2 protein-coding genes are annotated in these 2,067 nt (G+C 62.7%); both read right to left on the minus strand.

Annotated features, from left to right (window positions below; genetic code table 11):
• Positions 1-222 precede the first annotated feature (222 nt).
• The gene (locus VGH68_RS29820; protein WP_331607340.1) at positions 223-1,056 is read right to left on the minus strand and encodes a M90 family metallopeptidase; all 834 of its coding nucleotides are present in this window, start codon (positions 1,054-1,056) and stop codon (positions 223-225) included.
• A 401-nt stretch (positions 1,057-1,457) separates the two neighbouring features.
• Positions 1,458-2,067 (minus strand): transcription termination factor Rho (rho, locus tag VGH68_RS29825; RefSeq protein ID WP_331607341.1); only part of this gene is annotated, 610 nt, incomplete at its 5' end.

Consider the following 2,067-nt stretch of genomic DNA (forward strand, 5'->3'; position numbering starts at 1 on the left):
TTCTTTCATGGTCTTTCCTTTAATCTGGCGGTAGCCAACCCGCGTGCAGCCTTGCTTGGACTGCCTTGAGGCGCGAGCCACTTGCCTACGGTCGAAAAACGGAGATTATGCCAGAAGATCAGTCGCTTGACGATTTTCGTGCCAGCGATTTCTACTGGGGCCGGGTGGCGAGACGATGCGGATTTGCGGTTCATGCACCAAGGTCTGACGACCCCGCCTGCGTCAAACCGGCGTGAACGTCAAACCGACGCGCGCTGGATCCTGCCGGTAATAGCGCGCGAGCAGCCGGTACAACTCCGGATACTCGGCCTCGAAAGGCTGCGGTCTCACGAACAGCGCCTCGCTGCAGACGGCAAAAAATTCCGACGGATGATCGGCGGCGTACGGATCGATCAGCGATTCGCGTTCGAAGCGCGCCCAGCGGCGCTCGGGTACCGCGTCGACTGTCGCGCAAAAGTGGTCGTATGCGTGATCGAACACATCGGCCCATCCGCGAGAGTCGAGCGGCGCGTGCCAGCGCCGCATCAGCGGCGGGTGGCCGTCCGCTTCGCCGTTCAGCATATCGATCTTGTGCGCGAACTCGTGGATGACGACGTTGTACGCATCGCTGCCATCGGTCATCTGCGCGTCTTCCCACGACAGCACCACGGGGCCGCCTTCCCATGCTTCGCCACTCGCGTCGTGCTCGACTTCGTGCACCACGCCGTCCTCGTCCTCGACGGTCTTGCGGATCACGAATTCGCCCGGATAGACGATCACGCCGACCCAGCCGCGGTACAGCTCGAGGCTCAGGTTCAGCACGGGCAGGCAGGCCTGAGCGGCGATCCCGACCGTCATCGCGTCGGTCAGTTCGAGCTGGTGCGCGGTCGAGAACTCCTTTTGCGCAATGAAGAGGCTCGTCAGTTCGCGCAGCCGCGCAAGATCGGGGGCATCGAGATGCGCGAGAAACGGCAGGCCGGCGAGCGTCGCCTGCCACAGCGGTTCGTCGATCGCGTAGTCGCGCAGCGCGCGCTCGCGGCGGTGCGTACTCAGCCAGTGCGTGAGTTTCGACAGCATGTTTGACGGCACCTCTAGTGCATCTATTGTTGCAATGCGGCTAACACGCTGCCGCAAGGGTTTTCGTCAGCGTTGCGCGCGTGCTCTGGAAGACTGGATTGTACGGATTCGTGGAGTTTGCGCGTTGACCCGATGCGGCGCCTGGCGATGCTATCCGACGACGATGACCGGCGCCGCCTGATCGCACGTCCACTTGCGCGGGATAACATCGAGCGATCCGGCCGCGTCGTCCAAGGTCGCCGCCCAGAGGCAGCCCGCCGACATCGCGTTGGCTTGGCGGCGAGTTCCCGCACGTGCGTCGGGGAGGGGCGGCGGCGGGCGAAAAAAAACCGCTCGTCGATAACGAGCGGTTTTGATTCAATACAGCGGTGGGCCGATACCGCCTGCGCCAACGTCAGGCGTTAGCTGCCGCCGCCACGGCGCATCATGTCGAAGAACTCGGAGTTGCTCTTCGTCTGGCGGATCTTGTCGAGCAGAAATTCCATCGACTCGACTTCGTCCATGTCATGAATGAACTTGCGCAGCACCCAGATCTTTTGCAGCACTTCGGGCTTGATCAGCAGTTCTTCGCGGCGCGTGCCGGACTTGTTCAGGTTGATCGACGGGTAGACGCGCTTTTCAGCAAGACGGCGCTCCAAGTGCACTTCCATGTTGCCGGTGCCCTTGAATTCTTCGTAGATCACGTCGTCCATGCGGCTGCCGGTTTCGATCAGCGCCGTGCCGATGATAGTCAGCGAGCCGCCTTCCTCGATATTGCGCGCCGCGCCGAAGAAGCGTTTCGGACGTTGCAGCGCGTTAGCGTCGACACCGCCGGTCAGCACCTTGCCCGAGGCCGGCACGACGGTGTTGTATGCACGCGCGAGACGCGTGATCGAATCGAGCAGGATCACGACGTCGTGCTTCATTTCGACGAGGCGCTTGGCCTTCTCGATCACCAGTTCGGCGACCTGCACGTGGCGCGCGGCCGGTTCGTCGAACGTCGACGCGATCACTTCGCCCGCCACCGAGCGC

This window comes from Paraburkholderia sp., assembly GCF_036488505.1.
In the GTDB taxonomy this organism is placed as follows: domain Bacteria; phylum Pseudomonadota; class Gammaproteobacteria; order Burkholderiales; family Burkholderiaceae; genus Paraburkholderia.

Bases quoted from the DNA above. Each gene is read 5' to 3' on its own strand.
- VGH68_RS29820 (WP_331607340.1), bottom strand. From the start codon at position 1,056: ATGCTGTCGAAACTCACGCACTGGCTGAGTACGCACCGCCGCGAGCGC.